The sequence below is a fragment of the Nocardia vaccinii NBRC 15922 genome (genome assembly GCF_001613305.1).
Classification (GTDB): Bacteria; Actinomycetota; Actinomycetes; order Mycobacteriales; family Mycobacteriaceae; genus Nocardia; species Nocardia vaccinii.
Map to the genome: position 1 here is coordinate 14,235 of NZ_BDCC01000079.1, position 25,191 is coordinate 39,425.

Annotated in this window: 20 protein-coding genes; 16 read left to right on the top strand and 4 right to left on the bottom strand. The window is 66.9% G+C overall.

The genetic code is table 11. The features are described from left to right. Positions 1 to 358: 358 nt before the first annotated feature. The 5 genes from NV1_RS38095 (at position 359) to NV1_RS38115 (ending at position 6,759) form a co-directional block, all read left to right on the top strand. Complete coding sequence (locus NV1_RS38095) at positions 359 to 1,972, top strand: peptide ABC transporter substrate-binding protein (RefSeq protein WP_067903332.1); 1,614 nt, start codon at positions 359 to 361, stop codon at positions 1,970 to 1,972. 80 nt (positions 1,973 to 2,052) lie between these two features. Continuing rightward, positions 2,053 to 2,979 (top strand): ABC transporter permease, encoded by a 927-nt coding sequence (locus NV1_RS38100; RefSeq protein ID WP_067903250.1) that lies wholly within the window; start codon positions 2,053 to 2,055, stop codon positions 2,977 to 2,979. Then, positions 2,972 to 3,925: an ABC transporter permease gene (locus tag NV1_RS38105; protein WP_067903254.1), complete on the top strand. Its 954-nt coding sequence runs from the start codon at positions 2,972 to 2,974 to the stop codon at positions 3,923 to 3,925. Before NV1_RS38100 ends, NV1_RS38105 begins: the two co-directional genes overlap by 8 nt. A gap of 8 nt (positions 3,926 to 3,933) precedes the next feature. Continuing rightward, a complete protein-coding gene (locus NV1_RS38110; protein WP_067903257.1) occupies positions 3,934 to 5,679 on the top strand; it encodes a dipeptide ABC transporter ATP-binding protein in 1,746 nt (581 codons plus the stop codon). A gap of 339 nt (positions 5,680 to 6,018) precedes the next feature. Further along, complete coding sequence (locus NV1_RS38115; protein ID WP_067903261.1) at positions 6,019 to 6,759, top strand: Fic family protein; 741 nt, start codon at positions 6,019 to 6,021, stop codon at positions 6,757 to 6,759. Between the two features lie 483 nt (positions 6,760 to 7,242). On the opposite strand, the gene NV1_RS38120 is transcribed toward NV1_RS38115, so the two are convergent. After that, positions 7,243 to 8,082 (bottom strand): HAD family hydrolase, encoded by an 840-nt coding sequence (locus NV1_RS38120; protein WP_067903335.1) that lies wholly within the window; start codon positions 8,080 to 8,082, stop codon positions 7,243 to 7,245. Between the two features lie 471 nt (positions 8,083 to 8,553). Between NV1_RS38120 and ssd the strand changes: the two genes are divergently transcribed. The 7 genes from ssd (at position 8,554) to NV1_RS38160 (ending at position 14,524) form a co-directional block, all read left to right on the top strand. Continuing rightward, a complete protein-coding gene (gene ssd / locus NV1_RS38125; protein ID WP_084526503.1) occupies positions 8,554 to 9,642 on the top strand; it encodes a septum site-determining protein Ssd in 1,089 nt (362 codons plus the stop codon). A 400-nt stretch (positions 9,643 to 10,042) separates the two neighbouring features. Continuing rightward, entirely contained in the window at positions 10,043 to 11,230 is a 1,188-nt protein-coding gene (locus NV1_RS38130; protein WP_067903264.1) for a TadA family conjugal transfer-associated ATPase, read from the top strand. Then, a complete protein-coding gene (locus NV1_RS38135; RefSeq protein ID WP_067903267.1) occupies positions 11,227 to 12,024 on the top strand; it encodes a hypothetical protein in 798 nt (265 codons plus the stop codon). Before NV1_RS38130 ends, NV1_RS38135 begins: the two co-directional genes overlap by 4 nt. Before the next feature lie 840 nt (positions 12,025 to 12,864). Next, positions 12,865 to 13,458, top strand: a complete 594-nt coding sequence (locus tag NV1_RS38145; RefSeq protein WP_067903273.1) for a type II secretion system F family protein — start codon at positions 12,865 to 12,867, stop codon at positions 13,456 to 13,458. 123 nt (positions 13,459 to 13,581) lie between these two features. Beyond that, positions 13,582 to 13,782, top strand: a complete 201-nt coding sequence (locus tag NV1_RS38150) for a DUF4244 domain-containing protein (protein ID WP_067903276.1) — start codon at positions 13,582 to 13,584, stop codon at positions 13,780 to 13,782. A gap of 71 nt (positions 13,783 to 13,853) precedes the next feature. Next, positions 13,854 to 14,168, top strand: coding sequence for a TadE family type IV pilus minor pilin (locus NV1_RS38155; RefSeq protein ID WP_174557527.1), 315 nt, complete (start codon positions 13,854 to 13,856; stop codon positions 14,166 to 14,168). Then, positions 14,165 to 14,524 (top strand): Rv3654c family TadE-like protein, encoded by a 360-nt coding sequence (locus NV1_RS38160; protein WP_067903279.1) that lies wholly within the window; start codon positions 14,165 to 14,167, stop codon positions 14,522 to 14,524. The genes NV1_RS38155 and NV1_RS38160 overlap by 4 nt, the downstream gene beginning before the upstream one ends. A gap of 308 nt (positions 14,525 to 14,832) precedes the next feature. Here the strand turns inward: NV1_RS38160 and sftH are convergent, their stop codons facing one another. Then, positions 14,833 to 17,157, bottom strand: coding sequence for a DEAD/DEAH box helicase (gene sftH, locus NV1_RS38165; protein WP_084526505.1), 2,325 nt, complete (start codon positions 17,155 to 17,157; stop codon positions 14,833 to 14,835). A gap of 498 nt (positions 17,158 to 17,655) precedes the next feature. Between sftH and NV1_RS38170 the strand changes: the two genes are divergently transcribed. From NV1_RS38170 to NV1_RS38185, 4 genes are all read left to right on the top strand, one after another. Beyond that, positions 17,656 to 17,862 (top strand): cold-shock protein, encoded by a 207-nt coding sequence (locus tag NV1_RS38170; RefSeq protein ID WP_011206895.1) that lies wholly within the window; start codon positions 17,656 to 17,658, stop codon positions 17,860 to 17,862. A 402-nt stretch (positions 17,863 to 18,264) separates the two neighbouring features. Further along, positions 18,265 to 21,156, top strand: a complete 2,892-nt coding sequence (gene topA, locus NV1_RS38175) for a type I DNA topoisomerase (protein WP_067903285.1) — start codon at positions 18,265 to 18,267, stop codon at positions 21,154 to 21,156. Positions 21,157 to 21,582: 426 nt separating this feature from the next. Next, positions 21,583 to 22,107, top strand: a complete 525-nt coding sequence (locus NV1_RS38180) for a mycothiol transferase (RefSeq protein WP_067903288.1) — start codon at positions 21,583 to 21,585, stop codon at positions 22,105 to 22,107. Between the two features lie 53 nt (positions 22,108 to 22,160). Further along, the gene (locus NV1_RS38185; RefSeq protein WP_067903345.1) at positions 22,161 to 23,360 is read left to right on the top strand and encodes a DNA polymerase III subunit delta'; all 1,200 of its coding nucleotides are present in this window, start codon (positions 22,161 to 22,163) and stop codon (positions 23,358 to 23,360) included. Positions 23,361 to 23,504: 144 nt separating this feature from the next. Here NV1_RS38185 and NV1_RS38190 read toward each other — a convergent pair whose 3' ends face one another. Next, positions 23,505 to 24,854: an alpha/beta hydrolase gene (locus NV1_RS38190; protein WP_067903291.1), complete on the bottom strand. Its 1,350-nt coding sequence runs from the start codon at positions 24,852 to 24,854 to the stop codon at positions 23,505 to 23,507. Positions 24,855 to 24,873: 19 nt separating this feature from the next. Then, the gene (locus NV1_RS44205) at positions 24,874 to 25,026 is read right to left on the bottom strand and encodes a hypothetical protein (protein ID WP_157117647.1); all 153 of its coding nucleotides are present in this window, start codon (positions 25,024 to 25,026) and stop codon (positions 24,874 to 24,876) included. Positions 25,027 to 25,191 lie beyond the last annotated feature (165 nt).

The window sequence follows — 25,191 nt, forward strand, 5'->3', positions numbered from 1 at the left end:
GGGGGTGAGCGCGGCCACATTCCGACAGTAACGGACCGGGATCGCCTCGTGGTCAGGTCCCGAGGGTCGATTGCGATGCCGCCGCCGTTGTCCGGTGCGGATTGCCGACGTCGTGGCGATCGGGCGGTCAACTCGGCGCTGTGCCTAGCCAATTGTGCAACCTGCTAACCGAATCGGCCGCAATGCGTCAACGATGTTGCCGGTTTGCTAACAGGAGTGACGAACCGGGGTCGATCCGCTGACAACAACCGGTTGTATGGCTAATGTCCGATTCACCTATGGCGATCGCCCGGCCCGTGCAGGAGATCCCGTGCACGCGCACCGGTCGCTTCGTTCGTCCTGGAATCGGGAGAATGCGTTGAGAGTCAAGACGATTACCGCGCTGGTCGCGGCGGCAGTATTGGCGGCAGGTCTGGCGTTGACGGCCTGCTCGTCCGGGGATGGAGGTGTCGACGCGGGGGTTGTGACCACGTTCGCCTCGGAACCGCAGAATCCGCTGGTCCCGACCAATACCAACGAGAACATGGGTGGTCGGGTCGTCGATCGGCTCTGGGCCGGGCTGAAGTACTACGACGCCGACGGCAACGCGCACGACGAGATGGCGCAGTCGATCGACACGACCGATCGTCAGCACTACAAGATCACCATCAAACCGGACTGGAAGTTCACCAATGGTGAACCGGTGACGGCGAAGTCGTTCGTCGATGCCTGGAATTACGGCGCGCTCAGCACCAACGGCCAGAACCAGAACTGGGTGTTCAGCCTGATCCAGGGCTACGACGATCTGGCCTCGAATCCGCCCAAGGCACAAACGATGTCGGGCCTGAAGGTGGTCGACGACCACACCTTCACCGTGGACCTGAAGAATCCGTCGATCGATTTCACCCTGCAGCTCGGCTTCGCGCCGTACTACCCGCTGCCGAGCGTTGCCTACAAGGACATGAAGGCGTTCGGCGAGAACCCGATCGGCAACGGCCCGTACAAGTTCGCCCGCAACGGCGCTTGGCAGCACCAGGTTTCGATCGATCTGGTGCCCAACCCCGACTACCACGGTGGCCGTCCGCCCAAGAACAAGGGCCTGACGTTCAAGATGTATCAGAGCTACGAGGCCGGATACAACGATCTGCTCGGCGGCAATCTGGACACCATCGACCGGATCCCGAACAACGCGCTGACCACCTTCAGGCAGGACCTCGGCGACCGCGCCATCGTGAAGCCGACCGCGCAGAGCGAACACATCGGCATCCAGAGTTCATTGCCGCACTTCGGCGGCCAAGAGGGTTTGCTACGGCGCAAGGCCATTTCGATGGCGATCAACCGAGAGCAGATCTCCGACACCATCTTCCACGGAACCAAGGGCCCGGCGAAGGATTTCACCGCGACCACGCTGCCCGGATTCAACCCGAACGTGCCGGGTAACGAAGTGCTGCAATACAACCCGGACGAAGCGAAGAAGGTGTGGGCGCAGGCCGACGCCATCTCGCCGTGGTCGGGCAAATTCGAGATCGCCTACAACGCGGACGGAACGCATCAGGCGTGGGTCGAGGCGACCGCCAACAGCATCAAGAACACCCTGGGCATCGACGCCTCGGCCACTCCGCTGCCGACGTTCAAGCAGATCCGGGATCAGGTGCACAGCAAAACGATCGGTAAGGCCTTCCGCTACGGCTGGCAGGGCGACTACCCGTCCATGCTGGAATTCCTGACCTCGCAGTACCAGACCGGTTCGGAAACCAACGACGTCGGGTATTCCGATCCCGAATTCGACAATCTGCTGGTCCAGGCTCAGTCCGCGGCGACGCCGGAGGATTCCTACAAGGTGATCACCCAGGCGCAGGCCGTGCTGTTCCGCGATATGGCCGATATCCCGGTGCTGGATTACAAAGGCACGGGCGGTTATTCGGTGAACGTCAAGTCGGCCAAGCTGGCCTGGTCCGGCTTGTTCGACTTCGAGAACATCGAGAAGAACTAGTTGCACAGCGCCGGGGCCGCACCGACTCTCCGCCCATCGGCGGATCGGCACGGCCCCGGCCATCGACCGCGGAGGCACTCATGGCCTGGTACGTCGTGCGGCGACTGCTTCAGATGATTCCCGTCTTCATCGGGGCGACGCTGCTCATTTACGCAATGATTTTCCTCATTCCGGGTGATCCGATCCGGGCGTTGGCCGGCGACAAGCCGATGACGCCGGGCCTGGAAGCCGCATTGCGTGCTCGCTACCATCTCGATCAGCCGTTCATCATCCAGTATCTGGATTACCTGAAGGGCATCTTCACCCTCGATTTCGGTACGGCGTTCTCCGGGCGTCCGGTGCGGGCCGAGCTGGCCCGGGCGTTTCCGATCACGTTGCGGCTCAGCGTGATCGCGCTGGCGGTCGAGACCGTCTTCGGGGTGGCGTTCGGCTTGGTCGCCGGGTTACGCAAGGGCAAGCTGTTCGATTCGACGTTGCTGGTGATCAGCCTGATCATCATCGCGGTGCCGATTTTCGTCGTCGGCTTTCTCGCGCAATTCCTGCTCGGCGTGAAGTGGGGCATCGCACCGGTCACGGTTTCCGGCAAAGCTCCGTGGGGACAGTTGGTGGTTCCGGGGATCGTGCTCGGATCGCTGTCGTTCGCCTATGTGCTTCGGCTGACCCGGAATTCGGTGGCGGAGAACATGACCGCGGATTACGTCCGCACCGCGACGGCGAAGGGGCTGAGCCGGCGTCGCGTGATCGGCGTGCACATCCTGCGCAATTCGATGGTCCCGGTGGTCACCTTCCTGGGCACCGATCTGGGCGCCTTGATGGCGGGTGCGGTGGTCACCGAGGGCATCTTCAACATTCCGGGCGTGGGCGGCACCCTGTTCCAAGCGGTCATCCGCGGCGAGGCGCCGACCGTGGTCTCCTTCGTCACCGTGCTGATCGTCATCTTCCTGCTGTCGAACCTCGTCGTCGACCTGCTCTACGCCGCCCTCGACCCACGGATTCGCTATGTCTGACAACGACTACGGCGTCACACGCCGTGCCCAGGAGTATTTCGTCGCGCCGCCGGACGAGGTGGAGGTGCTGGCCATCGACCGCGTCGACGAGGCCGGGACGCCCACCAGTATCTGGCGTGATGCCTGGCGGCAGTTGCGGCGCAATCCGATCTTCGTCGTCGGTGTGCTGCTGATCCTGGTCGTGCTGCTCGTCGCGGCCTGGCCGCAGCTGTTCACCGATCAGGACCCGCGCTACTGCGATACCGCGCTGAGTATGGCGGCGCATCGTTCCGGTCATCCGTTCGGCTTCGACCTGCAGGGTTGTGATGTCTACGCCCGCACCGTCTACGGCACCCGGGCCTCGGTGCTGTGCGGTATCGGCGCGGCGATCCTGTTCGTGCTGATCGGTGGCACGCTCGGCGCGATCGCCGGGTTCTACGGCGGGATCCTGGACGCGGTGGTGTCCCGGGTGGCCGAGATCTTCTTCGCATTGCCGCTGGTACTGGCGGCGATCGTGCTGATGCAGCTGCTGAACTCGCGCACGATCTGGACGGTGATCCTGATTCTGGCGGCGTTCACCTGGCCGCAGGCGGCCCGCATCGCACGCGGTGCGGTCATCCAGGCCAAGAACAGTGAATACGTCACGGCGGCAAAGGCATTGGGCGTTTCGCCACTGCGGATACTGGTTCGGCACGTGCTGCCGAACTCGGCCGGGCCGCTGATCGTGGTGGCCACCATCTGGCTGGGCGTGTTCATCGTGACCGAGGCGACGCTGTCCTATCTCGGGGTGGGACTGCCGCGTTCGGTCGTGTCCTGGGGTTCGGACATCGCCGCCGATCAGCAGTCGATTCGAACCTCGGCGATTCTGTTCTATCCCGCGACGGCATTGGCGCTGACCGTGCTGAGCTTCATTCTGCTCGGCGACGCGGTGCGTGATGCGCTCGATCCGAAAGCGCGCAAGAGGTGAGTGCGGAAATGACCGATGCGACAAAGACATCCGATGCGCTGACAGCCGATCGCGAGCAGGCCGAGGACGCCCCGCTGCTCGAAATCCGGGATCTCAATGTCTCTTTCACGGCCGATCGCAAACAGGTGCCGGCGGTTCGCGGGGTGAACCTGTCCGTGTATCCGGGGCAGACGGTTGCCATCGTGGGGGAGTCCGGGTCCGGGAAGTCCACCACCGCCCACGCGATCATCGATCTGCTGCCCGGCACCGGTAAGGTCACCGGCGGCGAAATCCTGTTCGACGGAAAGGATCTCGCGTCGGCGTCGCGCCGGGAGATTCTCGCGGTGCGCGGGAACGGGATCGGTTTCGTCCCGCAGGACCCGATGACGAATCTCAACCCGGTCTGGAAGGTGGGCTTTCAGGTCCGGGAGACGCTGGAGGCCAACGGGATCGCCCGCGGCAAGGAGGCGAAGCGGCAGGCGATCAAGCTGCTCGAACAGGCCGGTATGGAGGATGCGGCGCATCGGATCAACCAGTATCCACACGAATTCTCCGGCGGCATGTGCCAGCGCGCGCTCATCGCGATCGGGTTGGCCTGCCGCCCCCGGCTGCTCATCGCCGACGAACCCACCTCCGCGCTCGACGTCACCGTGCAGCGGCGCATCCTCGATCACCTCGACGAGCTCACCGGCGAATTGGGTACAGCGGTTCTGCTGATCACCCACGATCTCGGCCTGGCGGCCGAGCGTGCGGAACATCTGGTGGTGATGTACCGCGGACGGGTGGTGGAATCCGGTCCCGCACTGCGGATTCTGCGGGAACCGCAGCACGAGTACACCCAGCGGCTGGTGCGCTCCGCGCCCTCGCTGGCGGCGCAGCAGCGCGCGTCGGTGAGCCGCCGCGCGCAGGTGCGCGAGCAGGCCGTGCAGGTCGCCGAACAGGCCGCAGCGGCCGATGCCGAGACCACGGCGGTCACGGACGACATCCTGGTGGCCGACCGGCTCACGAAGGTGTTCAAGGTGCGCGGCGGGTCACCGTGGCGGTCCGCGGAATTGCGTGCCGTGGACGACGTTTCGTTCCGCTTGGCCCGCGGGACGACGATGGCCATCGTCGGCGAATCGGGTTCGGGCAAGTCGACGGTTGCGCAGATGGTGCTGGGTCTGCTCGAACCCACCTCGGGCACGGTGACATTCGAGGGCAAGCCGGTGGCGGACCTGGATCACAAGGGTGCGTTCGCCTTTCGGCGCCGGGTGCAGCCGATCTTCCAGAATCCCTACGGCTCACTGGATCCGATGTACTCGATCTACCGCACCATCGAGGAACCGCTGCGCACCCACCGCATCGGTGATTCGGCACAGCGCGAGGCCACGGTCCGCGATCTGCTGGACAAGGTGGCGCTACCCGCATCGGTGATGCGCCGGTATCCGAACGAATTGTCGGGTGGGCAACGTCAGCGAGTCGCCATCGCCCGGGCGCTGGCCCTGGCGCCCGAAGTGGTGGTGTGCGACGAGGCGGTCTCGGCCCTGGACGTCCTGGTTCAGGCCCAGATCCTGACCCTGCTCAACGATCTGCAGGCCGAACTGGGCCTGTCCTATCTGTTCATCACCCACGACCTCGCCGTCGTCCGGCAGATCGCCGACGACGTCCTGGTCATGCGCAACGGCAAGGTCGTCGAGTCCGCCACCACCGACGAGGTCTTCGCGGCCCCGCGCGAGGAGTACACCCGCAACCTGCTCGAAGCCATCCCCGGCCGCGATCTGCTCGGTGCGCGCTGAGAGCTGAACCCGCAGGTGGACGGTCATGTTCGGGACAAAAATATGCCATCGAAAGTCTTGACGTCACCGCGTAGAGGAGGAGAATCAGCTATACACCAGGAAATGCGGGACAGCACCATATGATCGACGGAGACGTCCGAAGATGATGTGAGGTTGTTGAGGCACCTGGTCAGGCCCCCGGCACGTCAGCCCCGAGACCGAAGCCGCAGCGACGACTACGGCTCACGGCTTGAGACGTGAGTACCGGGGACTGTTTTTGTCCGAACCCTGTGAGACGTGTCTCGGATCCGAGGCGCTCCCTTTCGGTGGTCTTTCCGCGCTCGAGTAGCGTGTGCAGTCGTGAACGACGTCCTGCAGCCCCTGGTCGACCTGCCCGGCGTGCGTGATGCGGCCGATCGGGCCCGCGACGCTTTGGCGGAGGTACACCGGCATCGGGCGAATCGGCGAGGCTGGCCCACGACGGCCGCGGAGGCCGGCGTGCGTGCGGCGCGGTCCTCGGCGGCGATAGACGGCGGGAGTACCGAACTGCCCGAGCCCGGGAGCGTCGGCGATCCGATCCTGACCGGCGCGTTGCGGGTCGGACAGGCTCTCGACGGGGAGGCCCTGCAAAATCTGATCGGCGTGTGGCAGCGCGCTCCGCTGCAGGCGCTGGCCAGGCTGCATCTGCTCGCGGCCGCGGATCTGGTCGAGGATCCCGAACAGCTGGGCCGTCCGCGCGCGGGCGGCGATATCGCCGAGCGACTGGATCTTCTCGCGCAGACCGTGCTGACCTCGGACGCACCCGCGCCCGTTGTCGCGGCGGTGGTGCACGGTGAGTTGTTGACTCTGCGCCCGTTCGGTACGGGCGACGGTGTCGTGGCGCGCGCGGCGTCGAGGCTGGTTTCGGTGTCCAGTGGACTGGACCCGCACAGTCTGGGCGTGCCCGAGGTGTTCTGGTTGCGCCGGCGGCAGGCGTACCTGGACGCGGCGACCGCGTTCGGCGCGGGCACGGTCGAGGGCGTCGGCGGCTGGGTCGTGTTGTGCTGCGGGGCATTCGAGGACGGGGCGCGGGAGGCCCGCTCGATCGCCGACAGCGTCTGATCCGACAGCGTCTGATTCCGGACACACCAAAACGGGCGGCGTGTCGTCGACGACTTCACCGCCCGCTAGCACGGATCACCTGGTTACCAAGCGTGCTTGTTTGGGGTTGTGTTCTGCGGCCTCGGCGATTCTCCGGACCCGGCCGGTTCATCCCCGCAACCTGTGCGAGGCCATCGCCGACAGAACCCGAATTTCGCAGGCCCACAACGCTGCTGCCCTGTCGCGGCGCGCTCCGCGTGGGTGCCCGGCGTCCGTGCTGGGAAGGGTGGGATGGGAGGTCGACGCTTCTCTTCCGCCTCGATCTTGGCCTTCCGTCCTTCCGTGAATCCATTCTTACCTGTGAGTCGCCTCACATTCAAGACCTGCGGAAACATTTTAAAAAGCGGCGTGTCGCCCGGCGTTTCGTGCTTCTCTGGATGGGTTGCGCACCCATCGCGCGGGTTGTCCCGGAACGGGTGCCGGGGGTGTTCGATGTCGTCCGCTTCAGTCCCGTCGGCGCAGTAATCGGTAGCTGATCGCGCCCGCGAGTAGTGCGCTCACGCCGAGCGCGATCGTCGCCGCAAGGGTGGTCGAGGACGGGGCCGGTATCCGCGCCCACAGTGAGACCGGGTTCGAGAACGTCAGCACGGGCCAGTCGCGGGAGATGGCCTCACGCCGCAGCGCTCGGTCGGGATTGACCGCGGTGGGATGTCCCACCGCCGAGAGCATCGGCAGATCGGTCGCCGAATCGGAGTAGGCGTAGCAGCGGGAAAGATCGTAACCTTTTGTGGCGCTGAGTTTTTCGATTGCGGCGACTTTGCCCCTGCCGTAACAGTAGAACTCGACCTCGCCGGTGTACTTGCCGTTCTCCACGACCATGCGGGTGGCTTCGGTGTGCGTCGCACCGAGTGCGGCGGCGATGGGTGCGACGATCTCCTCGCCGGATGCCGAGACGATCACCACGTCGTGGCCGCGAATCTTGTGGTCGGCGATCAGATCGGCCGCTTCGGCGTAGATCAGCGGGTCGACCAGCTCGTGCAGCGTCTCGGCGACCACGGCGCGGACCTGGGCCACATCCCAGCCCGCGCACATCTTGGTCAGATGTTCGCGCATCCGCTCCATCTGGTCGTGATCGGCGCCGGAAAGCATGTAGAGGAAGTGTGCGTAACTGCTCTCCAGAACCGTCCGGCGATCGATGAGGCCCTGCGCGAAGAACGGCTTGCTGAACACGAAGGCGCTGGACTTGGCGATCACCGTCTTGTCCAGATCGAAGAACGCCGCTACGCGTCCCGGTCGTGCACTCGTTCGCTCGTCTCGTTGCCCGTTCGTATCTGTCGCGCTGATCGGATCTCTCGCCGCTGTCTGGTCGCCCTCGGCCGTCACGCGGTCCAGGATAGGGAAATTTCGCCCCGGTGGGACGCGCAGGGGCGGTACCGTCGGCCGAACCGCCCGCTGATCGGATTTGCCGCCGTGATGCCGGGATCGGTGCCGAAAATTTCCTCAGCCGCTGCACTTGCGTTTCGGCCCGGGCCTGGGTGTAGTATTGCTGGCACCTGGACATAGTCCAGGCGCGTTCAGCCCGACCCCCCGGGGCTGAACCCCGACGGCCCCAGCCTCCTCCCCCCCCGGCTGGGGCCGTCCTCTATTTCCGGACCATCTGGTCCGGGAGCCGTGCCGGTATCTTTTTCGGTTGTCGGATTTCCCCTGCCCGTTACGTGGTACCGGGAGTTCTGTTTTCGCTCACACCCCCGGAGTTATCCACAACCGGGCGGTCAGCTCTGGTGGCACCGTGTCATCCGGGCGAGGCTGACCTGCATGAATTCCGTTACAGCGGAGCAGTCTCCGGCCCTGACGCTCGTGTCCGGACATCGGCTGCGCGAGGAGGTCCGCCGCATCGCGGCCGCCGCCGATCGGCAGCTGGCCGAGCATTCGATGCCGATCGGCAGATATGCCTGGACCGAGGCGTCGCTCGTGATTCTCGACACGGCCGCCGCGCACGCGTGCGCCGCGGCCGGATATCCGCGTCGTCCTGGCACTGTCCTGGTCAGCGAGGGAGAACCCGGGGCCGAGCAGTGGGAGGCCGCGATCGCCGGCGGCGCCGAACTGGTGCTCGGACTGCCCGCGGCGGCGGATCGGCTGGTCGAGGTGTTCGCCGAAGCAGCCTCCTCTGCCGAGGGCGGTGGTGTGGTCGTCGCAGTCGTGGGTGCGGGTGGCGGCGCGGGCGCATCCACCCTGGCCGGTGCCATCGCCTTGACCGCGTCCGCGATTCGTTTTCGTCCGGGCACGATCCTGGTCGACGGCGACCCGTTCGGCGGCGGTCTCGATCTGCTCCTGGGCATCGAATCCGAAGAGGGGCTGCGCTGGCCCGATCTGGTCGTCGAGGACGGCCGGGTGGCCGCCGCGACTCTGCGCGATGCCTTACCCGCGGCGGCTCCCGGCCTGCGCGTGCTCGCCTGCGGCCGGGTCGCACCCGTGGCGGACCCCACCGAGATCGGCCCCGGCGCGGTGCGCGCGGTGCTCGACGCGGGCCGTGCCGCAGGCGATCTGGTCGTCTGCGATATCTCCCGTGAGCGTGGTCCGCACGCCGATCAGATGCTCGACGGCGCGGATCTGGTCGTCCTCGTGACGACACCACGTCTGCGATCGATCGCCGCCGCCCGCGCAGCCGTGGCTCATGTGCGCCGTCGAAATCCCAATCAGGCATTGATCGTTCGTGGCCCCGCGCCCGGCGGCCTGCACGGCGACGAGGTCGCCGAAGCACTCGGCATCCCGTTGCTGGCCGCGGTTCGCGCCCAACCGGGGCTGTCCGGCCAACTCGAACGCACCGGTCTGACCACTCCGCGCGGGCCGCTCCGAGTAGCCGCCGAATCGGTTCTGTCTCTCCTGTCGGGAGAGGATCGATGATCCTCGGGGTCGCGTGCGCAGCAATGCGAAAACATCACCGCGTGAAGAGCACCCGTGAATCTGCGTTCATCGAGGTCAGCCCTGCCACAGCAACGGCGGGGGACATCCGGCCGGACTGTGCCGATGGCTTCGCAGATGCAAGTGCAACCGGTGAGGTGCGTAGTTCGAACACGCTGGGGAAACAGGTGACGGGTTCACGATCCGCATTGCTGAACTCGGGAAAATCCGTACGAGGCTTGGCGTTTCGTGGAACTGATCATGGTGCGGCGCCGGGGCGTGCGGTCGCCGTTGAACTGGAGTCCCGAGTGCTGGATTCGGCCGTGCGGGACGCCGCTGTCGGGATGGCGGTGGGTGTTACCGAGGCTGTGTGTGAGCTGGGGTTCGGGGCGGGGTGTCGGCGATGAGTGCGCTGGTCACGGATGAGTTGTTGGATCGGGTGCGCGAGAGGTTGGCGGTCGAGTCGGGTGAGCCTGATCCGGCGCAGGTCGCCGCGGCGATCCGGGCCGAGGCGGGCGGCGTGCTCGGGGATACGGATCTATTGCGGGTGCTGCGGTTGTTGCAGACCGAGATGACCGGGGCGGGAGTGCTGGAACCGCTGCTGCACGATCCGCGGGTGTCGGATGTACTGGTGACAGCACCCGATTCGGTTTGGGTGGATCGCGGCCAGGGGCTGCAGCGGGCGTCGGTGGCGTTCCAGGACGAGGCCGCGGTGCGGCGTTTGGCACAACGTCTGGCGCTGGCCGCGGGGCGGCGGCTCGACGACGCCCAGCCGTGGGTGGACGGCCGGCTGCCGGAAGGTACCGGCGTGCTGGGGGATTCGTTCGGTGTGCGGCTGCACGCGGTGCTGTCCTCCATCGCACCCGGCGGCACCTGTCTGGCTTTGCGGGTGCTGCGTCCGGCGAGTCAGGGGCTCGATGCGCTCGCCGCCTCCGGATCGGTTCCGGCCGAGGCGAAGGTATTGCTGGAGCGCATCATTCGCGCGAGGCTGGCATTTCTGGTGGTCGGTGGCACCGGTGCCGGAAAAACCACATTGTTGTCGGGGCTGCTCGCCAAGGCCGACCCGGCCGAGCGCATCGTCTGCGTCGAGGACGCGGCCGAACTCGCACCGCCACATCCGCATGTGGTGCGTTTGGTGGCGCGTCCGCCGAATGTGGAAGGTGCCGGCGCGGTGACCGTTCGCGATCTGGTCCGTCAGGCATTGCGGATGCGCCCGGACCGCATCGTCATCGGTGAGGTGCGCGGCGCTGAGGTGATCGACCTGCTGACCGCGCTCAACACCGGCCACGACGGCGGCGCGGGCACCGTGCACGCCAACTCGCCGCGTGAGGTTCCGGCTCGTCTCGAGGCCCTGGCGGCACTGGGCGGGTTGGGCAGTGCCGCGCTGCACAGTCAACTCGCTGCGGCCGTTCAGGTGATTCTGCATGTGCACCGCCGTCCCGACGGTGCTCGAGCGTTGTGTGAAATCGGCCTGGTAGTCCGCGATCCGGACGGCCGGGTTCGCATCGAAGCGGCCTGGCGCGCCGACGAGGCGCCCACCCCGGCGGCCGCATCGCTCCATCGCACACTCGACGAACGGGACGTCCGATGACCACGTCACTCGCCCTGATTTGTCTGGCGGCGGCGATGCTCGCGGTGCCTCCCTCCGCGGGCGTCCGACGCCACCTGGCGTTGTTCGGTGTCCGCGGCCCGGTCCGAAAAGTCCCGCCGCACCGACTGTTCCGGATCGGTGCGTATCTCGGTGTCGCGGGCGCGGCCGCGGTCGGAATCGGCCCCTTTCTCGCGGCCCTGTTTCTGGCGGTGACGATCGGCCTTCGCGGGCGGCGGGCTCGCCTGGCCCGGCGGCACCGGGCCGAATGTATTGCGCTGCTGGAAGGTCTGGAGACCGTGATCGGCGAGCTGCGGGTCGGTACGCACCCCAGCACCGCCGCGGCGGTCGCGGCGGGGGAGGTCGAGGGCGTCGCGGCCCGCGCATTCGCCGTCGGGTCAGCCCGCAGCAGGCTCGGCGGATCCGCCGCAGCCGGTCTGCGGAACCCCGATTCGGTCATCGCCGCCGAACTCGCCCGCATCGCCGCCGCCTGGCAGTTGGCCGACCATCACGGCCTCGCCCTGGCCGACCTGCTCGCCGCCGCACGAGCAGATCTACTCAGCCGCATACGTTTTCGCGACAAGACCACCGCCGCCCTGGCCGGTGCGCGAGCCAGCGCCGTAGTGCTCTCCGCCCTCCCTCTCCTGGGCATCGCCCTGGGCCACCTGATGAACGCCGCGCCACTGCACGTCCTTCTGACTCCAGGCCCAGGCGCAATCCTTCTCCCTCTCGGCACGGCCCTCATCTGCGCAGGCCTGCTCTGGGCGGACACCATCACAGCCCAGGTACCCACATGACCCCCTCGGTGATCAGTCCCCGTGAGGTGAGACGAACTACGCCCACCCGCCCCGTCCGCCAGACGATTCGGCTACGGACCGCTCCGTGTTGCGCATCTGAATTTCGGGTTGTCCGGGCAGAGCCGAAGCGAGACGCGTTTCATCACCCTGTCTCCGCGACGGTTCGGGTATGGACTACCCCGTGTCGTGGGCCTGGGTTCCGGGTCGGCCGAACCGAGCCGAGACGAGACGCGCTCGACTACTTTGTTCGCCAGTTGGTTCGGGTACGGACTGTTCTGTGCAGTGCGCCTGGGTTCCGGGTCGGCCGAACCGAGCCGAAACGAGGCTTGCTCGAACACCTTGTCCACCAACTGGGTCAGCTACGCACCCTCCCATGCCGTCCGGACGGGTCGCGGACCGTCCAGGGTGCCGTCCGAACCGGCGTGAAGTCGGGAGTGAGTCCAACTGTTGTCGTCGCTTCCGTTCAGCGAGGCCGCCGGATCTGCTACTCGCCTGATGCCGCCGCCAGGTGCGCGAGGGGGGTCTTCATCGGTGCCGGGCCGTCCGGCGCGGCGAGTTCGCACGGCGGGGCGAGCCGCTCGCGGATTCTCTCGACGGCGAATGCGGGCTCCTCGCGATTCGACGCGCTGCGGGCACCGACCCGCCTGCCCGCGCAGCGGGTGACCGGAGTGCATGGTCGTTGTGGCGGTGGGTGTTTCAGGCGCCCGGCGTACGGAGCGATGGTTGTCACGGAATGCACGTGCATCGGCGATCTCGGGTCGGTCGGCGGAGCCGCGGATTGTCGAAGGTCCGGGGGAGTTGTGTTGTGGCGCTTTCGGATACGTCGCGAGGGGTGGGGTGATGGTCGTCTGTGGCCTGGTGTTGTTGGCGGTGGCACTGGTGTGCGTGCCCGGCGACGCTACGGCGTTGGCTTTGCGAAGGCGCGCGGTACTCGGTGGCGCGCAGCGGATTTCGCGCCGACGGGGTCGTGCCGACGGCAAGGATCGGTTCGGGACGGCGGCGGCGTTCGATCTGCTGGCCGCATGTCTGCGGGCGGGACTGCCGGTTGCTCTCGCGGCCCGCGCGGTGGCCTCGACCGCCCCGGCGGAACTCGGAGCGGCACTGCACCGGGTGGCGGATCTGCTCGCGTTGGGTGCGGATCAGCCCGATGCGTGGCGGCGCGTGGCCCACGAGGCGGGATCCGGCGATATCCAGGCATTGGCCCGGCTGGCCGCGCGTTCGGCCCGCTCGGGTGCGTGTCTGGCGGATGCGGTGGGCGAATTGGCCGGGCAGTGCCGCGCCGCGGTGGAGGATGCCGCGGCGGCCCGGGCGGAGCGGGCGGGCGTGCTGATCGGCGGCCCGCTGGGCCTGTGCTTCCTGCCCGCTTTCGTATGCCTGGGCATCGTGCCGGTCGTCATCGGCCTGGCGACGCGGGTGCTCGGCGATGGGTCGTGAGCAGGCACCCGGGCGAGGTGATCAGGCGACCGGGACGGAGGTTACCGCCCCGGAGCCCAGGGGAATTCCGGCACGGAACGTCCGTGCCGGTCGGAGAGAAAGGGGAGATCGGTGCGGGTGGCAGTGCGATCGGTAGTGCTGGAGTTGCGTGCGCGCCTGCTGCGGGCGTTGATGGCCGAGGAGGGGATGAGTACCGCGGAATACGCGATCGGCACCGTGGCGGCCGCGGCCTTCGGAGCGGTGCTCTACACGGTGGTGACGGGCGACTCCATCGTGAACGCCCTGACGAAGATCATCGACAAGGCACTCAGCACCTCGGTGTGAACAATGGCCGCGCACAGGGGATATGCAGGGCCGCAACGGTTCCGCGGCGCGGGCCCGGCGAACGGGGCGCGGTGACGGTGGAGGCGGCCATTGCGCTGGCCGCTCTCCTCGTCGTGGTCGTACTGTGCCTGGGCACCTTGCTGGCCGCCGCGGCGCAGATACGCTGCGTCGACGCCGCGCGAGAGGCGGCGCGACTGGCGGCGCGGGGTGCGGACGCCGAGGCACGGCCGGCGGCGCTGCGCGTGGCGCCGTCCGGGGCACAGGTTTCCATCCGCACCGATGGCGATCAGGTGGTCGCCGTGGTCTCGGTCCGGGTGCCGCTACTGCCGATGCTCAGACTGCACGCCGATGCGGTCGCGGTCCGGGAACCGGGTGAGTCCGGATGACATCTCCGCAGAGCGAGCGTGGCGCGGCCACCGTCGCGGCCTGTCTGGCCCTGACCGCGCTGCTCGCCGCGACGCTGTTGTTCGCGCAGGTCGGCGTGGTGATCGTGGCGCGACATCGGGCGCAGGCCGCGGCGGATCTCGGTGCGCTGGCCGCCGCCGGTGCGTTGACCGCCGAGACCGATGCCTGCGCCCCGGCCCGCGATCTCGCGCAGCGCATGCGGGTTCGGGTGCGGTCCTGCACGGTCGTCGGCTGGGACGTCACGGTGGTCGCCGAGGTCACCGCCTCGCTGGGACCGCTCGGTACTCCGGATGTTCGGGCCGTCGCGCGAGCGGGGCCGGTTGAGGAACAAGAGTAATGAATACCGAGCGGTTGGTGTTCAAAGAATGCGCGAGAGTTGACTACCTGTGTTCGACCATATGTCGTAGAGGAGCAATTTGGACGTGTGAACAATTATGGTCGGTCGATTTCCAATTCGATCGATGAAGTGTCATTGACGGCATTCGACTTCAGATTGTTTAGGAGAATCGGCAACGACCCAGTTAACATGAACGTGTTTCACATCGATCATTCACCGCAACCGCCGTATGTGACGCCGACCGCGCCCCGGGCATCGTTCGAGCTGACGCCCCGCGTCGGCCCGGCGTCGCACTGATGACCACTTCGTCACGAGACGGGCGGCTCGTCGTCATCATCGGGCAGTTCGGCGACGACCGCGGTCAGCAGGGCCGCGGCACCCGCTTTATCCAGCGGCTGATTGCCATTGCCGCACTTGGGTGACTGTACACAGGACGGGCAGCCGCTCGGGCAGCCACACGACTCGATCACCGCCAGCGTCGCCCGCAACCAGGTGCGCAGCCGGTGGAAGCCGCGCTCGGCAAAACCCGCGCCGCCGGGATGCCCATCGTGGACGAAGACGGTGGGCAGTCCGGTGTCGGGATGTTCGGCCGTGGACACTCCGCCGATATCCCAGCGGTCACAGCTGGCCACCAGCGGCAGCATTCCGATCGCGGCGTGTTCGGCGGCATGCAGCGCGCCCGGCGCACGCCGCGGGTCGATTCCGGCGCGGGCCAGCAGCCCCGGCGTCACGGTGTACAGCACGGCTCGGGTCGGCAGGGTCTGTTCCGGCAGGTCCAGCTCGACCAGGTCGAGCACCTCACCGGTGGGAAGTGTGCGCAGGTAGCCGACCACCTGTCGGCTCACCCGCACCCGCGCCAAGGCCGTGGTCACCGGCCCGTAGGCGCGCTCGGCGTCGATCTCGTCGATCACGATCGACGTGACCGCGCGGGCGCTGGTCGTCCAACCGGGCTGATCGGCGTGGACGAAGGCAACTCCACCCTCGAGATCCAGCTCGTCCACCACGTAGGTCTCGCCCTGGTGCAGGTGTACCGCGCCGGGATGCAGGGTAGCCGGGGCCCGGCCCGCGTCAGTGGTGCCGAGCAAGCGGCCGGTCTCCTCGTCCACGATGGCCACCGTCGTACCGATACCGCCGCGTACGTCGACCTCGTCGTGTGGCCGCGCGGCAGCGGTCAGATGCCAACGCGCCGGCCCCTTCGCAGGTTGCCGACGCCGAACGAGCCCCTGATCGGCCAGGTCGGCGATGAGATCGGCCGCACCGAGCTCGTCCACTTCGGCATCGGTCAGCGGATTCTCCATTGCCGCGCACAGCAGGTGGGGCTCGAGGACGTACGGGTTGTGCGGATCGGTGATCGTCGCCTCCACCGGACGTCCCAGCAGCGCGTCGGGGTTTCGGACGAGGTAGGTGTCCAATGGATCGTCCCGGGCGACAAGCATCACCAGTGACCCTTGTGCGCGCCGCCCGGCCCGTCCGGCCTGCTGCCAGAACGAGGCGACCGTCCCCGGAAATCCCGCGACGACCACGGCGTCCAGCCCGGCGATATCCACCCCCAGCTCGAGCGCGTTCGTGGTTGCGGCCCCCAGCAGGGTGCCGTCGGCCAACGCAGCCTCCAGCTCGCGGCGATCCTCGGCGAGATATCCGGCCCGGTAGGCGGCCACCCGGCGACCGAGATCCGGATCGACCTCGGTGAGCATGCGCCGCGTCTCCATGGCAACGACCTCGGCGGACCGCCGCGAGCGCACGAAGGTCAGTGTGCGCGCGCCCTCGACCACCAGGTCGGTCATGATCCGCGCCGCCTCTGCGGTGGCCGGTCGCCGTACCGGCGCGCCGTTCTCGCCGGTCACGGCGGTGAGTAGTGCCGGCTCCCACAGCGCGACCGTGCGCGCCCCCTGTGGAGACCCGTCCTCGGTGACGGCCTCGCACGGTGCGCCGATCAGCCGCGACGCGGCTGCGGCCGGATCGGCGGTGGTCGCCGAGCACAGAATGAACACCGGATCGGCTCCGTAATACGCGGCGAGCCTGCGCAACCGTCGCAGCACCAGTGCGACGTGCGAACCGAAGATCCCCCGGTAGGCATGGCATTCGTCGACCACCACATAACGCAGCCGTCGCAGCAGCCGCGCCCATCGTTGATGCGAGCTCAGCACGCTCAGATGCAACATGTCCGGGTTGGTGAAGATCCAACGCCCATTCGCCCGCACCCATTGCCTGATTTCCGCGGAGGTATCGCCGTCGTAGGGCGCGGCATGGGTCTCGCGCAGCGGCCCCTCGTGCGTGAGTTCGCCGATCGCGCGCAGCTGATCCGCTCCGAGCGCCTTGGTCGGCGATATGTACAGCGCTGTCGCCCGCGGGTCCTCCCGTAACGCGGTGAGCACCGGCAGTTGATAGCCGAGGGATTTACCGGAGGCGGTCCCGGTGCAGACCACCACATGCTTTCCGGCCGCGGCCAGATCGGCGGTGCGGGTCTGGTGCGACCACGGAGCCTCCACGCCGAAATTTCGTAATGCGTCGACCACGTCCGCGGATACCCAGCTCGGCCAGGCCGTGACCTGCGCCGCACGTGGCGGTAATTCCGTGACATGGGTGAGACGGTCGGAACTATCGGGCAGTCCGATTCGGACACGATTGAGCAACGATCGCCCATAGCTCGAGTCGGTTCCGGGCGCCGTGGCGCTCGTCGTGAGGGCCGGTTCTAGCAAGTCGGGCCCTCGACGCGCACCGAATGTGCGAAAACTGCGTGGAGTGCGAGGCTCACCAGCGTTTTCACTACCGAGTAGCGATCTGCGTCACAGCGTGTTTGCCTGACGCCCACTCGGTTATCCGGAAGCAAACCTACCTCGAGTACGGATTTGGGCATTGTGCCCCTTACCTGCGCATTCGCAAGATCATCTTTTTTGCAAATTGTCGGTAACCCGACTGTCGAATTGCTCGAAGACATGGTTCACTGGTTCCTGGTCGCAAGCTTCTGTGTTCGAGGGAACGGATCAAAGGTCCAAACCATCAGCAGGATCGATGTTGCGAACGGTGTGCTTGGTGCTTCCTGCAGGGGGAACAGAGTACAACGGTCGGAACGGACCCGGTGGACGAACCTACCTTGTCCGCCGTTCCGGTATGGAAAGAGAAGGAACAGAATGGCACAGGGAACTGTGAAGTGGTTCAACGCGGAGAAGGGGTTCGGCTTCATCGCGCCCGAGGACGGCTCCGCTGACGTCTTCGTCCACTACTCCGAGATCCAGGGTTCGGGCTTCCGCACCCTCGAGGAGAACCAGAAGGTCGAATTCGAGGTTGGCCAGGGCACCAAGGGCCCGCAGGCCACCGGAGTTCGCGCGCTCAGCTGAGCAAGCGAACTTACTCAAACGGAAAGCTCGTCCCTCACCGCCCACGGCGGTGAGGGACGAGTCGTATTCCGGGCAAGTACACTCGACCGCAAAACGGGGCTTTCAACTCGCCGTACCAGAGGTGCTGCGGACCTGCTGTGCCACCGGTACAGCAGATGAACAGGGTATAAACGTCTCTGGCAGGGGACATCGGTTCCCTCCGCTTGCCCCAGCCGCGCGCAGCGCCTCCCCGCGCCGCGCGGGTCGACAGGAAAGGTGTGTTCGCCGGTGGCAACACGAGACCGCGGTGCAACGCCGAACTCCGAGGCAGCGTCTGATGCGGCCTCCGCGGTGCCCTCCGTGGTTACGCGCGCTGCCGCCTCCGGGTCCAACGCTGCGGCCGGGTCCGAGCCGGGCGGCCAGGTGCGTCGTCTCGTCATCGTCGAGTCACCGACGAAGGCTCGTAAGATCGCGCCGTACCTCGGCCGTGGATACGTCGTCGAGGCGTCCGTCGGCCACATCCGGGATCTGCCGCGGGGCGCGGCGGATGTGCCCGCCAAATACAAGGGCCAGTCCTGGGCGCGTCTGGGCGTCGACGTCGATCACGACTTCGAGCCCATCTATGTGGTCAGCCCGGATAAGAAGGCCAAGGTCTCCGAGCTGAAGAACCTGCTCAAGGACGCCGACGAACTCTATCTCGCCACCGACCCCGACCGTGAGGGCGAGGCGATCGCGTGGCATCTGCTCGAGACGCTCAAGCCCACGGTGCCGGTCCGGCGCATGGTGTTCCACGAGATCACCGAACCCGCCATCCGCGCGGCCGCGGCCGATACCCGCGATCTGGACAACGACCTGGTCGACGCGCAGGAGACCAGGCGAATCCTGGACCGGCTGTACGGCTACGAGGTCAGCCCGGTGCTGTGGAAGAAGGTCATGCCGCGGTTGTCGGCCGGCCGGGTGCAGTCCGTGGCGACCCGCATCGTCGTGCAGCGCGAGCGTGAGCGCATGGCGTTCCGCTCGGCGGAGTATTGGGATATCGCCGCGAAATTCGATGCCGGCGGCGGTGAGGCGGACGCGGCCAATCCGCGGACCTTCGCCGCTCGCCTGGTCACGGTGGCCGGTTCGCGGGTGGCGGGCGGACGCGATTTCGGTTCCGACGGGCAGCTCAAGACCGCCGGCGGCGTCACGGTGCTGGACGAGGCGTATGCCCGCCGGCTCGCCGCGGCCCTCGACGGCGCCGATTTCCAGGTCACCTCGGTCGAGTCGAAGCCCTATACGCGTCGGCCGTACGCGCCCTTCATGACCTCGACGTTGCAGCAGGAGGCCGCGCGCAAGCTGCGGTTCACCTCCGAGCGCACGATGCGGGTCGCGCAGCGGCTCTACGAAAACGGCTACATCACCTATATGCGTACCGACTCGACCACGTTGTCGGAGTCGGCCATCGCGGCCGCGCGGGCCCAGGCCACGCAGTTGTACGGGCAGGAATTCGTCCACCCGACGCCGCGCCAGTACACCCGCAAGGTCAAGAACGCGCAGGAGGCGCACGAGGCGATCCGCCCGTCGGGCGATACCTTCGCCACGCCCGGCCAGCTGCACGCACGCCTGGACAATGACGAATTCCGGCTGTACGAGCTGATCTGGCAGCGCACGGTCGCCTCGCAGATGGCCGATGCCCGCGGCACCACGCTGACGGTCCGGATCACCGGCCACGCCGGTCTGGACGAGGGCCGTATTCCCTGCGTGTTCTCCGCGTCGGGTCGCACGATCACCTTCGCGGGTTTCCTCAAGGCGTATGTGGAGAGCGTCGACGAGGACTCGGGCAGCCAGTCCGACGACGCCGAATCCCGTCTTCCGGCGCTGACCGAGGGACAGGAGGTCGCCGCGGCCGAGTTGACTCCCGAGGGCCACACCACCAATCCGCCGCCGCGCTACAACGAGGCGTCGCTGGTCAAGGCGCTCGAGGAATTGGGTATCGGCCGTCCGTCGACATACGCCTCGATCATCAAGACCATTCTCGATCGCGGATACGTCTACAAGCGCGGTAACGCGCTCGTTCCCTCGTGGGTGGCGTTCGCCGTCATCGGGCTGTTGGAGGCGTATTTCGGTCGGCTGGTCGACTTCGACTTCACCGCGGCCATGGAGGACGATCTCGACGCCATCGCCGGTGGGCGTGAGCAGCGCGGAAACTGGTTGACCAGCTTCTACTTCGGCGGCGATCACGGCGCAGAGGATTCGATCGCGCGCACCGGCGGCCTGAAGCGGATGGTCGGCGGGCAGCTCGACGACATCGATGCCCGCTCGGTCAACTCGATCAAATTGTTCGCCGACGATCAGGACCGCGATGTGGTGGTCCGGGTCGGGCGGTTCGGGCCGTATCTCGAGCGCATGGTCGTCAACCCCGACGATCCCGATGGCGATCCGGTCTCACAGCGCGCCAACCTGCCCGACGATCTGCCGCCGGACGAGCTGACTCCCGAGGTGGCCGAGAAACTGTTCGCCACCCCGCAGGAGGGACGTTCGCTGGGCGTCGATCCCGAGACGGGGCATCGGATCGTGGCCAAGGAGGGACGTTTCGGCCCGTATGTGACCGAAATCCTGCCCGAACCCGAGGAAGACGGCGAGCCCAAGAAGGGTGCGAAAAAGGCCAACGCACCCAAACCGCGCACGGGATCGCTGTTCAAATCGATGGATCTGGCCACGATCACCCTCGACGACGCGCTTCTGCTGCTGTCGCTGCCGCGGGTGGTCGGCAAGGATCCCGAAACCGGCGACGAGATCACCGCGCAGAACGGGCGTTACGGCCCGTATTTGAAGAAGGGCACCGATTCGCGGTCGCTGACCAGCGAGGATCAGATCTTCTCGGTGACCCTCGAGGAGGCGCTGAAAATCTATTCCGAGCCCAAGCGCCGGGGTCGGCAGGCCGCCAGCGCCGCCCCGCTGCGGGAGCTCGGCAACGATTCGACCACCGGTAAGCCGATGGTGATCAAGGACGGCCGGTTCGGGCCGTACGTCACCGACGGCGAGACCAATGCCAGCCTGCGCAAGGGCGACGAGGTCGAGTCGATCACCGATGAGCGAGCCTCGGAACTGCTCGCCGACCGCCGGGCCAAGGCTCCGGTGAAGAAGACGGCCAAGAAAGCGGCGGCGAAGAAGGCTCCGGCGAAGAAGGCTCCCGCGAAGAAGACGACAGCGAAGAAGACCGCGGCGAAGAAGACCACCGCCACGGCGGAGAAGACGACCGCGAAGAAGGCTGCCGCCAAGAAGACCACGACTGCGAAGACCACCGCACGTAAGGCGGCCTCGGCGAAGTCGTAAGGATGCACGAGGGTTGATGTCGAGTAGGCAACCTCCGACGCGCCCAGCGGCGAAGCGTCTCCGTCCGCCGGAACTCGCCCGCGAAGCGATAAGCAAAACCATACCGCCCCAAGGTTTTTCGGCGTGGCTCGCCGTTCAGCGGCCACCGCGTATCCGACGAAGGAGCAAGCGGCGGTCGCTGAACGGCGAGCCCTCCCAGCGGCGGCAGCCGGGTGTCATGACAGCGGGATACGAGTTGCGGTCGGCGTATTCGATGCCGACGGCCGCGGGTTCTCGGCGCTGCGGAACAGCCGGAGCGAAGCGAAGGCAGAAGTTACAGCGACGGGCCGCGAACGGTGTCTTCGGCGTCCGGAAAGTATCTGTTTTCTGTCGGTGCTCTGTCGTAGTGTGTCGCCATCCCAGCATGCTTCAGCGGAAGGACATCCGATGACCGCACCCTCGACCGAGCGCCGCGATCAGGAACGGGAAGATCTGATCGCGATGCTCGACGAACAGCGTGAGCTGTTCCGAATCACCCTGCGCGGCATCGACGATGCGCAGGCCCGCCAACGCAGCACCGTCAGCGAGTTGACTCTCGGCGGGCTGCTGCACCATCTGGTCAACTGCGAACGGTTGTGGACGGGCATTGTCGTCGAACGTGACGAGAACTCGAAACTCGATGTGTCGCAGTTCGATTCGGAGTATCGGATGGCCCCCGACGAGACCGTCGAGGGGTTGCTGAAGGAGTGGGATTCGGTGGCGGACAACACCGCTCGGGTGATCCGTGAGGTGGACGGTCTGGACACCTCGATTCCCACGCCCACTTCACCCTGGGTTCCCGAACGTGTCTGGTGGACAGTGCGTTTCACGCTGCTGCACGTTTTCCGGGAGATCGCCCAGCACAGCGGTCATGCCGACATCATCCGGGAGGCGCTGGACGGCGCGAATTCCACGTATCAGCGCAAGGCCTGAAGCCGCAGGGTGGACCGGGAACGCTGTCGGTGGTGGCCGCTAGGGTGTATGCCGTGGCGGGTGTCTTCGATCGGCTGGTCGGCCAGGATGCGGTCGAGTCCGAACTGACCGCTGCCGCGGTCGCCGCGCGCAGCGGGGTTTCGTCGTCGGCGATGACGCATTCGTGGTTGTTCACCGGGCCGCCCGGGTCCGGCAGATCGGTTGCGGCACTGTGTTTCGCGGCCGCCCTGCAGTGCACCGATCCGGGGGTGCCCGGCTGCGGGCATTGCCACGCCTGCACCACCACCATGGCCGGGACGCACGGCGATGTGCGTCGGGTGATTCCCGAGGGGCTGAGCATCGGCACCAAGGAGATGCGCGAGATCGTGCAGGTGGCCTCGCGCAGGCCCAGTACCGGGCGCTGGCAGGTGGTGTTGGTCGAGGATGCCGACAGGTTGACCGAGGCCGCGGGAAATGTGCTGCTCAAGGTGGTCGAGGAGCCGCCGGAGCGCACGGTGTTCCTGTTGTGCGCACCGTCGGTGGATCCGGAAGATATCTCGATCACGCTGCGCTCGCGTTGCCGTCATATGCATCTGGTCACCCCGTCGGTCGACGCTATCGCCCAGGTCCTGCGCGAGCGCGATGGTCTGGATGCCGAGACCGCGCGGTGGGCGGCCTCGATCAGCGGTGGTCACGTCGGGCGGGCGCGTCGCCTGGCCACCGACGAGGAGGCCAGAAGCCGCCGCAAGCGGGCACTGGCGTTGGTTTCGGCGACCGCGCGTCCGGCGGTCGCCTACGCTGCCGCCGACGAGCTGGTCAAATCCGCGGAGGAGGAGGCCAAGCAGGTCAGCGCCACCCGCGACGAACGCGAACGTGAGGAGTTGGCCACGGCCCTCGGCGCGGGCGGCACGGGCAAGGGCACCGCATCGGCGACCCGTGGCTCGGCCGGGGTGCTCAAGGATCTCGAACGTCGCCAGAAATCCCGCGCCACCCGCACCAGCCGCGATTCGCTGGACCGAGCCCTGATCGACGTCGCGGGTTTCTATCGCGACGCCTTGGCCGTTCGCATGACCGGTCCTACCCACCCCGTCACCCTCACCCACCCCGACCTGCGTGAGGAGATCCGCGGCCTCGCCACCGAGGTCCCCCCGGAGGGGCTGCTCCGCTCGATCGAAGCCGTCCTGCACTGCCGTGAAGCCCTCGATACCAACGTCAAACCGCGCTTCGCGGTGGCGGCGATGGTCGCGACCCTCATCGAAGCCCGCACCCGCTGACCGCCGGACGTTCCGCTGGGTCAGCGGTTCTGCCGTGGATGTTCTGACGCCGACGCGCGAGTGTGCGTCGGTCGCGGAGCTGGGGGATCAAGGTCGGCGCGGGCTTATGCACGTGATGCCCGAAGACGGTCATCACGCGGTGGGTCAGATGTGTTCGGATATGGAGATGGTGGCGGTCTCGGTGCGTTGGGAGATGAGGGCGTCGATATCCGGTTGGTTGGTGGTGACGGCGCCCAGGGGGACGGTGATGCTGAGGCGGCCGTCGCGGCCGGCGTGCAGAGTTTGGTTCTGCTTGCCGTGCGGAGTGGTGATCGTGACCTGGTAGGCGGTGCCGGCGCGGTAGCGGTTTGCGGTGGCCACCGTTGCGGAAGTTGTTGCGTTCAAGGTGAATCCGCTGCGGCTGACGCCGCTGAGGGTGGCGAACGCCATGCTACTGCGGTGCACCGTGACCTGGTACCCGTATGCGTTGAAGTTCGGTTCGGCGGCGGTGAAGGTGAACGGTTCGGGTTGTGCGGGCGGTCGTGCGAAGGTGGCCATGAGGCCGGGGAGGTACTCGGCAAGATCGCGTCGCCAGTACGACCAGGTGTGTGATCCGCCGCCGTAATCGTGCCATTCATGGGCGATGCCGAGGGCGTTCAGCCGGTTGTGCATGTTGACGCTCTGCGGATGGACGTCCTTCCCCTCGGTAGAGTCGTACGTCTTGTTGAACGGTCCGGGATTGCCGTTGCCGGTGTACAGCGCGAGATGCATCCCCCGCAGATTCGCGGCCAGATCCCACGGATTGTGTGCGCGCCAACGGATTTCCTGCGTGGAGCGCGGACCCCAGAGGCTTCCCGGGACCGGGTTGTCCAGGTAGGCCAGCATCTCGTCGGTGGTCACGGCCTGTGGATCGTTGGAGTCCAGTGCGCCGGAAAACGATGCGGCGGAGACGAATCGGTCGGGGTGCCGGGCGGCGTAGCTCATCGCGCCGAATCCGCCCATGGAGAAACCGGCGACGGCATGCCCGCGACGTCCGGACACGGTGCTGTAATGCGCGTCGACCCAGGGCAGCAGCTGGCCGATGTGGTAGCTCTCCCAGCGCGGATTGCCGCCGTGGCCGTTGTTGTACCAGTCGCTGTAGAACCCGCCCTTACCGGAATCGGGCATCACGACGATCACCGGTGCGCTGCCGACGATCGCCTCGGCATTGCCCTTGGCCGGGTCGGTCCAGTCCCGGGCCTGCGGTGCGGTGTTGCAGCAGCCTTCGAGCAGCAGCAGTACCGGATAGCGCCGCGCGGACGAATAGCCCTGTGGAAGAAGCACTCTCACATATGTCGGAGCGTTCAGGTCCGGGGTGGTGAACACCAGTTCGTGCAGGCGCGCGTTGATCGCTATGTCGGATCGCAGCGTCAGCCCGGTGTTCGGGGCGGGTGCGGATACCGCGGGCCCGGCCAGGGACAGCGTCGCGCATATTCCGGCGAGCAGCGCGGCACACCGAATCTTGAACCGGGACATGGGTTTCCTTCACTCCGACTTAGTACAGGTGTGGCCGCGGGGCGGCCGGGTTCACCGGCGCTACCTGCGAATTCGCGGTGCGGATCGGATCGGCGTGTGTCGTGGTGCAGTTCGATGACACGATCACACCCAGTATCGCCACGGCTGCGACGAGCATGCGCCGTCTGCGCACCGGATCTCCTTTCCCGACATTCCGCAGAAATGTAACGTGCATCGGATTCGTATGCCACCGGCGGTCACCCACGCGCCACGCTTTCCGAGGCGGGTATCCCGGAGACCAGGGCCGAGGTGTGCATGTCCGGGCACTGGGAGTTCGGCCGAGTCCGGACAGGCCGGG

Excerpts from the sequence above, each read along its gene's own strand:
- NV1_RS38110 (WP_067903257.1), top strand. The coding sequence starts at position 3,934 with ATGACCGATGCGACAAAGACATCCGATGCGCTGACAGCCGATCGCGAG.
- NV1_RS38190 (WP_067903291.1), bottom strand. The coding sequence starts at position 24,854 with ATGTCCCGGTTCAAGATTCGGTGTGCCGCGCTGCTCGCCGGAATATGC.
- NV1_RS38170 (WP_011206895.1), top strand. The coding sequence starts at position 17,656 with ATGGCACAGGGAACTGTGAAGTGGTTCAACGCGGAGAAGGGGTTCGGC.
- NV1_RS38135 (WP_067903267.1), top strand. The coding sequence starts at position 11,227 with ATGACCACGTCACTCGCCCTGATTTGTCTGGCGGCGGCGATGCTCGCG.
- ssd (WP_084526503.1), top strand. The coding sequence starts at position 8,554 with ATGAATTCCGTTACAGCGGAGCAGTCTCCGGCCCTGACGCTCGTGTCC.
- NV1_RS38100 (WP_067903250.1), top strand. The coding sequence starts at position 2,053 with ATGGCCTGGTACGTCGTGCGGCGACTGCTTCAGATGATTCCCGTCTTC.
- NV1_RS38180 (WP_067903288.1), top strand. The coding sequence starts at position 21,583 with ATGACCGCACCCTCGACCGAGCGCCGCGATCAGGAACGGGAAGATCTG.
- NV1_RS38145 (WP_067903273.1), top strand. The coding sequence starts at position 12,865 with ATGGTCGTCTGTGGCCTGGTGTTGTTGGCGGTGGCACTGGTGTGCGTG.
- NV1_RS38160 (WP_067903279.1), top strand. The coding sequence starts at position 14,165 with ATGACATCTCCGCAGAGCGAGCGTGGCGCGGCCACCGTCGCGGCCTGT.
- NV1_RS38105 (WP_067903254.1), top strand. The coding sequence starts at position 2,972 with ATGTCTGACAACGACTACGGCGTCACACGCCGTGCCCAGGAGTATTTC.
- NV1_RS38130 (WP_067903264.1), top strand. The coding sequence starts at position 10,043 with ATGAGTGCGCTGGTCACGGATGAGTTGTTGGATCGGGTGCGCGAGAGG.